The following is an 8,284-nucleotide window of genomic DNA, read 5'->3' as shown; positions in this document are numbered from 1 at the left end:
TATATAGTTTGATTTTTTTATGAATAAATCACTTATAAATTATGCTTTAGTTATGCTATAAATGAACTTCACTTAATAAGGAATTACAAAAATGTCATGGCTAGACACATTCAAAAATGATGAAAGATCGCTCTTGTGGTTAGTTAAATATATTCATCACACTGAGTTGTTTCAGGTAAATCAACTTCCTAAAAACATTAAAGAAGCTCGCTATATTATTCAGTGTTGGGAAAATGAATCCATTAATGAAACAGGGTGGCGTCTCAAGTATGAATTGAGAAAGTTAATGAAGAGTTACTTTGCAAATATTCTACCTATTGAGAGTTTCAATTGGCTGTCAGATAGTGAGCCAAAACAGTTATGCTGGGTATTTTTTTACTTGAAATTTAACCCTCCTAAACGCTATTACTACGCCCCCCCAAATAAGTACTTTCGAGATTTTGCTTGTAACGTTAAAGAGATTTACCCTCTAATCATTAGAATTTTTGATGCCTCACTTTGCAATGAAGGAGTTAAACAAGACTATTTACTGACGATGAAACGAGACTATTCACAGTTTGTAACAGGTAAAAGCCTACTTCCCTGGTTAGATATAAAAGATGAAGAAACATGTAGCTGGATTTGGCGTTATCTAACAGAAAAAATAGATGAGGCGGCAGAGGAAAAAATAGCTTTCCAATTCATTAAACCAATTGATAATGAGACAATTTATTGGTCTGTTATTGCCTTGATAAGTAATTGGAAGCACTTAAAAGGGAGATTTATAGAAGCAATTAAAGTCCCAATATTCGATCATATCATTACAACTAAAAGTTTGGATGTTCAAATCGATTTAAACTATTATGGTAATGAAACTATAACTAAAAATAGTAATGAAACAGAAAACGCCACCCCCAACACTATGGACCTCTTCAAACCGTCAGACATTGAACTAGTTGAGCTTAATGAATTCAAGTCCATCAATGATGCATATATGCCTTGTATCATTTACACCGATACCTATTACCCATACGAAACTATTGAGCCATCATATATTTTTCGATCCAGACTAAAATATCTCTTTATGGTTAGCCTCAAGCGTAAAGGTGAAGTACATATTCGCAACTGGCCTGAAGTAGACTTTAAATATCAAAAATTTAAAACAACAAGCCCTATAATAGGTTCCAGCAATAAAGTTGGTCGTTTTATTAACAAATATGAGGATAAGCTCCCAACAACAGCTGAACTAAACACATCATTATACAACGCACATAAACAGAAAATGTTTCGTCAAAAAAGTAGTAGCCCGTTAGGCTTAACCAAAGCAAACCAAAAAAAGCTAACCAACTACGCTAAAGATCAAAATACCACTGAAAAAAAAGCCCTCAATGAACTAGTTAAAACAATGCTTGATTAGCTCCTATTACTTTGAATTAGCCTGCTCAATCAGATCACTCCACCAAGCCATTATTGGCCTGCGTTGCTCTAAATAATCAGAGCGGTTATATGCCGCTCTTGTTTCGTTTTCATCTGCGTGGGCTAGGCAGGCTTCGACCAAAAGGCTGTCGTAACCTTCCTCATGAAGAGCTGTAGATGCAACTGAGCGCAAGCCATGAGCCACCAGCTTATCTTTGTAACCCAAACTGCGTTTAATCGCGGCATTGACCGTATAAGTGCTTGCATGGCCCTTTTCATTACGCTCACTCGGGAATACATATTCATGGTGACCGCTCAATGGTTTCATTTGTTCAAGTATTGCCAAGGTAGCAGGCGTTAAAGGCACTCTGTGAGCCCTTCTACGCTTCATTTCTTCAGCAGGAATCACCCAAACAGCCTCTTCAACATTAATGTCTGCCCACTTAGTGCCTGCGGCTTCCTTTGAACGAGTCATTGTGTGCAACTGCCACAAAATTAAAAGCTTGGTTTTGTCCTGAATGGTTTGAGAGTTATTCACAGCCGTTAAAAAATCAGGTAGCTCTTCAGGCCTTATTGTAGCCATGTGCTCAACCGTGTTTTTAGTAAATACTTTTATAATTTTTGCTAGTGGATTGGCATTGATAAAGCCATGATTTACCGAGTAATCCATGATCTGGTTTAAGCTTTGGCAAATACGCTTAATTGTGGAGTGCTTAGCGTCAGCCTCAAGTGGCCTGAGAATTTCAATGGTATCAATCGCTGTAATGCTTTCTAAAGGCGTGTCTTTCAACTTGGGGAAAATATACATCTCAAGTGTTCGCCATTCCCTAGCTGCGTGATGAGCGGTCACAGTAGGCTGTTTTCGTTCAAACCAAAGCTCTGCAGCAGCTAAAAAAGTATTCGCAGCTTTTCGGCTCTCTGTTCGCTTTTTTGCAAGCTCATATGCCTTTGGGTTAATACCTTGCGCTAGTAGTTCTTGATACTCAATAGCTTTAGTACGTGCGTTAGCAAGCGATAGTGCTGGATAAAGCCCAAGGGGTAATTTATTAAATTTATCACTTATTGGATCTTTAAACTTAAATTGCCAAGATTTAGTACCACTAGGTAAAACACGCAGTTGAAGACCGCCACCGTCAGAAAGCGTTTGTTCTTTGCCTGTACTAGTAATTGATTTTATTTTCTTATCCGTTAGACGAACTACAGGCCTAGCCATAATAAGCTCCATAATGATGATTAAGACTAGTATATATAAAACATAATCTCATGGGTACTAACGTGGGTACTAAAAATAGTAGAAGCAACAAGATTAGACTGGACAAATACGGAATAAAAACAGATTAAACACATGTTTTTTATGGAGTTTAAGTAACACTACGGAGCGGCGCGGAAGTTAATACAAGCGCCCAGGGAACCACTGGATAGCCATTTTTAACTCCTAACATATAATTTGTAGCTATTTTAACTGGCAATTCATTTAATTGCGCTATACTGGCGCAAATTTTTTCAGATTAGATATTATGGCTCTTAAATCTACCATTATTAAAGCGCAACTATCGCTTAGCGATATGGACCGTCACGTATACCAAGACTTTAATTTAACCTTGGCACAACACCCATCAGAAACTGAGCAGCGCTTGATGATTCGCTTACTAGCGTTTGCACTTAATAGCTGTGATGGATTAGAGTTTACTAAAGGTTTATGTGCTGATGATGAGCCGGAGCTTTGGCATGTCAATTACAGCGAAGAGATAGAGCTGTGGATTGAGCTGGGGCTACCTGATGAAAAACGCCTCAAAAAAGCCTGTAATAAAGCTAAAAAAGTAGTTTTATATACCTATGGCGAGAATAACCAAGCTATTTGGTGGCAAAAGCATCAGCCTAAATTGTACGAGTTTAAAAACTTAAGCATTTTTAGCCTTGATTATGCTGCTACTCAGTTATTAGCTGCGTTGGTTGATCGTAATATTAAATTGGCTATTACCATTCAAGATGGTGAAGTTTGGGTTAATACCGACACCACTAACATTGAGATAAAACCTCAGCAATTAATGTAATTAGAATAGGTTATACCAATTGCATTAAATTAGTTATCTATTATAGCGACAAAGAAATAAGTCGATAACAAGGCAAAAATGATGACATATAGTTGCTCTATATAAATAATTTTTAACGTAGGTAGCGGATTATTTAATACGCTAGAATGATCATGTTTTTAATAAAATTGGTATTAGGGGGCGTATGAAAGTTAAACACGTGATTGTTTTACATGGCTTGTATATGTCTGGCTTGGTAATGCGCCCGCTGTGCTCACGCTTGGAAGAGTCTGGGGTTAAGGTTTTAAATCTAACCTACAACACCCGTGACCCTAATCGAGATGCTATTTTTGCGCAAATAGATGAGTTTATTGGTGGTGAACCATCCGCTTTAGTCTGCCACTCTATGGGAGGCTTAGTTGCTCGCGCCTATTTAGAGGCAAACTCAGCACCAAGTCATCATGTTGAAAAGGTGATCACCTTAGGTACGCCACACACTGGCAGCCATATTGCTGAGAAAATGCAACAAAAAGGGTTTGAGCTATTATTAAAAAATAGCGTTGAGTTTTTACTGTCTAAAAATGGTGATTGGCCTTTTAAAGCCAAGCTATACAGTATTGCCGGCGACTTACCGATTGGTTTAATGCCACTCATTGTTAAAGGTAGCCGCTCTGATGGCACCGTACTACTAGATGAAACCAAACTTAAAGGTATGGCTGAACACAAGGTGTTTCATTTAAGCCATACCAGTATGATTTACTCTCGCCAAGTCGTTAATTATATTCTTGAGCGCTTGAACGAGGACATTTAGTCCTCAGCTGCAGCGGCCACTTTATAGCTGATCAAAAATATAATACCTAACACCAGCGGCATGGGTGCAGCGATATAACCAAAGGTATCAGAGTTTGCAAAACTCGCACCCGCTAAGTGCGCAACTAATCCAACAACAAACGCGACCAAAGCAATACCAATAACGATGAGTTCAGCTTTATTCTCTTTACGTGTTTTAGCTTCCATTATTTCTCTCCGCATCTAATCAAGTAGCCCCTTAACTTAATAAAGTACTCTCTATCAAGTTGGGTTATATTGATTATGCGCTTTACTTGTGCGCGTTTTTTGACCTACATCAATAAATAAAATAAGTGTGCGCTGCGCCTTTCAAAAGCTTGTTTTAGATCATATTTTGTACTCACAAAATAAACAATTTCGCTGCTCAAGGTAGTATTTTTATAAACACAACCCATATCTATTGAACAGCGTTAGTTAATTCATTTATAAAACCACAGATACGCTGATAGCTTTTAGCTATGGCATCAATATGTATAAACGATTTTATTCATAGACGATTATGAGCAATACTTATTTTACTGAGCAATATGTGAAAATTCATAAAAACGGTTATTTAAGGAGCAAGGTATGTCGCAAGTAAATGCAATTGGTTTAAACAGTACAAAAAGTGAAGATATTATTAAGTCACTGAATACGCTTTTAAGCAGCTATCAAATTCAATATATGAATGCGCGCGGTTTTCACTGGAATATTAAAGGCCGAAACTTTTTTGAATTACATTTAAAGTTTGAAGAAATTTATAACTTACTACTATTAAAAGTAGATGAAATCGCAGAACGTATTTTAACGCTTGATGGTGCACCGCTACATGCGTTTTCAGATTACTTAGAAGTAAGTGAAATTAAAGAAGCAAAAGGGATCAGCGATGGCGTAACCGCAGTAGAGAACTTACTTGCCGGATACAGCAGCTTAATTAAAATGCAGCGCGATATTCTTGCACAAGCCGCTGAAGCTGATGATGAAGGTACCGCGTCATTAATGAGTGACTACATTAAAGAGCAAGAAAAACTAGTGTGGATGTTAAAAGCCTACCTAGATTAAGTTATTTTAAAAAATAGAAAGCCTCAGTTATGACTGAGGCTTTTTTGTGATAATCATATACTGGCTATGACAAAGCGATAAAAAAGGCCATTTCTAGCGCTTTTTCTTCTAAGCTCTTAAAGCGACCCGATGCCCCACCATGCCCTGCATCCATGTCGGTTTTAAACACTAAAATATTATCATCGGTTTTATATTCACGCATTTTAGCCACCCATTTCATTGGTTCCCAATACTGTACTTGTGAGTCGTGCAAGCCGGTCGTCACCAATATATTGGGGTAGTGTTGCGCACTAATATTGTCGTACGGTGAATACGCTTCAATAATCTCGTAAAAATGAGGGTCATTTGGATTACCCCATTCATCATACTCATTTGTTGTAAGCGGTATGCTTTCATCCAACATAGTGGTAAGCACATCTAAAAATGGCACATGGCAACCCACTCCACAGTAAAGCTCAGGCGCTTGATTTACCACAGCTCCAATTAATAACCCCCCAGCACTGCCACCAGAGGCAAACACTTTACTTTTGTTGCCGTATCCTTGCTCAGTGAGCGCTTTGGTTACATCTATAAAGTCATTAAAGCTATTTTGTTTATGCTGTTTTTTACCATGTTCGTACCATGAACGCCCTAGCATTTCACTACCACGCACATGCGCAATCGCATAAACAAAGCCACGGTCGAGTAAGCTAAGTGACGTACTCGAAAAGCTTGGATCTATGGTGATCCCATACGCGCCATAACCATATTGAAACAGTGGGTTTGAACCATCTTGTTTAAAACTATCTTTACGATAAACCAAGGATACCGGTACTTTTACCCCATCTCGAGCGCTTATCATAAGTCGCTCTGACTGATAGTCTCCTGCGTTAAAATCACCGAGTACTTTTTGTTGTTTAAGTAAGGTTTTTTCGCCTGTGGTTAAATCAACATTATAGAGCGAGCCTGGCGTTGTTAAGCTTGAATAGTAAATGCGCGCATGAGCTACATTTGGCTCTGGGTTCATCGCAATAGCAGCGTAATAGCAAGGATCATCAAACTCAAGGTTCATTCGCTCAGCGTTTTTATTAACCACAACAAAGCGGGCTTGGCCTTGTTCGCGCTCGCTAAGCACTAAAAAGTCGTTAAATAATTCAACACCTTCTAATAATACATTTTCACGATGAGGGGTATGTGTTTGCCACTGACTTTTATCAGCAATGGTATTGCTTGTTGCGGTCATTAATCTAAAGTTTTTAGCCTGCCAGTTAGTTACTATATAAAAAGTATCACCAAGCTTATCGATATCAAATTCATGCCCCTCTTCACGCGGCATTAAAGCAGTAAATTCGCCATGGGGCTGATTGGCATCAAGTATCCACATGTCGTTAGTTTCTGTGCTTGCTAAATCGATTATAATTAAGCTTTCATCACGACTTTTACCTAAGCCCATAAAAAAGCTACTGTCTTGCTCTTCGTATACCAACACATCTTGGTGTTGCTCAGTCCCTAGCTCATGTCTAAAAACTTGATAACCTAATAAGGTTTTTAAATCCTTTTTTACATAAAATACGGTTTTATTGTCGTTCGCCCAAACAACTTGCCCCTCGGTAATCTCGAGTACATCGTCGAGCATTTTATTGCTGCTTAAATCTTTAAATCGAACTGTGTAAATACGTCTGCCGTCAGTATCTTCAGAATATGCCATTAATTGCTCATTGGGACTCAGCGCCACTTCCCCTAGCTCATAAAACTCATAGCCGTTGGCAAGTTCATTCACATCAAGTAGTAACGCTTTATTAGCCATTGCCATACTGCTACTGCGATAATGGCGTGCATATTCATCATCTCCGCGAACCTCTGAGTGATACCAATACTGGCCATCTTTGACCGGTACGGTGTTGTCGTCTTTTACAATACGCCCCTTAAGCTCCTCAAATAGTGTATTTTGTAATGGCTTAATGGCGGCTAATTGCTCATCACAATAGGCGTTTTCTTGTGCTAAATGCGCGAGTATTTCGGCATTTTGTCGTTCATCATCACGCATCCAATAATAATCATCACTGCGTGTTTTTGCGTGAGTAGTAAGCGCATGAGGTTGCTTTTTAGCAATAGGAAAATTAGGCAATAAGCTTAAAGAATAATCAGAAGAATACACAAAAAAACCGCTTAAAAAATAACAATGGCGGCCAGTTTATCATAAAAATAAAAAAGCCCACTCATAGTTGAGTGGGCTAAAGCGGTATAAATTCGATAACTAAAAACTACGTGAATTTTATTGTTGTCGTTATACCTAAGGGAAGTTGATTTACTGTATTTGCTGCCAAGCCATCGCCCAGCTTTCACCAACGCCTGGCTCAAACATAGTGTTATGCTCATCTACACGGCAAAACTCGCTAAATGGCCATGCCTTACACTGGTATATATGCCCCGTTTTAGGCTGTAGTACTTTGGTGCCTGCACTATACATATCGCCATTTTGAGGATAAATTGCATCGTATCCAAGGCTACTTACAGCAATTAATTTTTTATTTTTTTCAGCGCGATTAAAATGAACCACCGCGCTACAAATACCACTACTTTCAAGTGCAAATATTTTATTATGCCTATAAGCGACTACTAATCCTTGCTCTGTCATTCTGCCAGCGCACACCAGCGGAATATGCATATTAATATGCTCAACCACCAGCAAGCTCCAAGCATGGGGTTCACCCTGCTCTGGGGAGAGTATTTCATATTCAAACGCTAGCTGAGATAATTCACCATGCTCATCGTAAAAGCTCACACTAACCGTATCACCAACAAATAGCTGGCTATACTGATCGAGCCCAAGACAACCAATAGTTAACCATTCTCCACACGTTAATGATGAATGTATAAACACTGCAACACCTTAAAGAGTCAAACGTCGCCCATATCATATGGCTTACAACAGGCAAACTAGCTCGAAGGCTAATATGCATTAACTAAAGTATTAGGTTAAAAAC

General features: G+C 38.6%; 8 protein-coding genes. 4 read left to right on the top strand and 4 right to left on the bottom strand.

Annotation, left to right across the window (positions count from 1 at the left end):
- Nucleotides 1–91: 91 nt before the first annotated feature.
- Entirely contained in the window at nt 92–1,396 is a 1,305-nt protein-coding gene (locus tag P20311_RS11305) for a hypothetical protein (RefSeq protein WP_008112868.1), read from the top strand.
- A 6-nt stretch (nt 1,397–1,402) separates the two neighbouring features.
- On the opposite strand, the gene P20311_RS11300 is transcribed toward P20311_RS11305, so the two are convergent.
- Nucleotides 1,403–2,608, bottom strand: coding sequence for a tyrosine-type recombinase/integrase (locus P20311_RS11300; protein WP_008112867.1), 1,206 nt, complete (start codon nt 2,606–2,608; stop codon nt 1,403–1,405).
- A gap of 304 nt (nt 2,609–2,912) precedes the next feature.
- On the opposite strand from P20311_RS11300, the gene P20311_RS11295 reads away from it, so the two are divergent.
- Together P20311_RS11295 and P20311_RS11290 are read left to right on the top strand one after the other, a co-directional pair.
- The gene (locus tag P20311_RS11295) at nt 2,913–3,449 is read left to right on the top strand and encodes a YaeQ family protein (protein ID WP_008112865.1); all 537 of its coding nucleotides are present in this window, start codon (nt 2,913–2,915) and stop codon (nt 3,447–3,449) included.
- Between the two features lie 184 nt (nt 3,450–3,633).
- On the top strand, nt 3,634–4,239 hold the full coding sequence (locus P20311_RS11290) for an alpha/beta hydrolase (RefSeq protein WP_008112864.1): 606 nt from the start codon (nt 3,634–3,636) through the stop codon (nt 4,237–4,239).
- On the opposite strand, the gene P20311_RS11285 is transcribed toward P20311_RS11290, so the two are convergent.
- Nucleotides 4,236–4,445 carry a hypothetical protein gene (locus P20311_RS11285; protein WP_008112863.1) on the bottom strand — a complete coding sequence of 70 codons (210 nt, stop codon included), beginning with the start codon at nt 4,443–4,445 and terminating at the stop codon, nt 4,236–4,238. The two genes, P20311_RS11290 and P20311_RS11285, sit on opposite strands and share 4 nt — an antisense overlap.
- Nucleotides 4,446–4,844: 399 nt before the next feature.
- On the opposite strand from P20311_RS11285, the gene P20311_RS11280 reads away from it, so the two are divergent.
- Nucleotides 4,845–5,318 carry a Dps family protein gene (locus P20311_RS11280; protein WP_008112861.1) on the top strand — a complete coding sequence of 158 codons (474 nt, stop codon included), beginning with the start codon at nt 4,845–4,847 and terminating at the stop codon, nt 5,316–5,318.
- Between the two features lie 64 nt (nt 5,319–5,382).
- Here P20311_RS11280 and P20311_RS11275 read toward each other — a convergent pair whose 3' ends face one another.
- Both P20311_RS11275 and P20311_RS11270 read right to left on the bottom strand, forming a co-directional pair.
- Nucleotides 5,383–7,455 carry a S9 family peptidase gene (locus tag P20311_RS11275; protein WP_008112860.1) on the bottom strand — a complete coding sequence of 691 codons (2,073 nt, stop codon included), beginning with the start codon at nt 7,453–7,455 and terminating at the stop codon, nt 5,383–5,385.
- A gap of 150 nt (nt 7,456–7,605) precedes the next feature.
- Complete coding sequence (locus tag P20311_RS11270) at nt 7,606–8,181, bottom strand: hypothetical protein (RefSeq protein WP_008112858.1); 576 nt, start codon at nt 8,179–8,181, stop codon at nt 7,606–7,608.
- Nucleotides 8,182–8,284 lie beyond the last annotated feature (103 nt).

This window comes from Pseudoalteromonas sp. BSi20311 (assembly GCF_000239875.1).
Taxonomy (GTDB): domain Bacteria; phylum Pseudomonadota; class Gammaproteobacteria; order Enterobacterales; family Alteromonadaceae; genus Pseudoalteromonas.
This window is presented reverse-complemented; position numbering and strand designations above follow the sequence as displayed.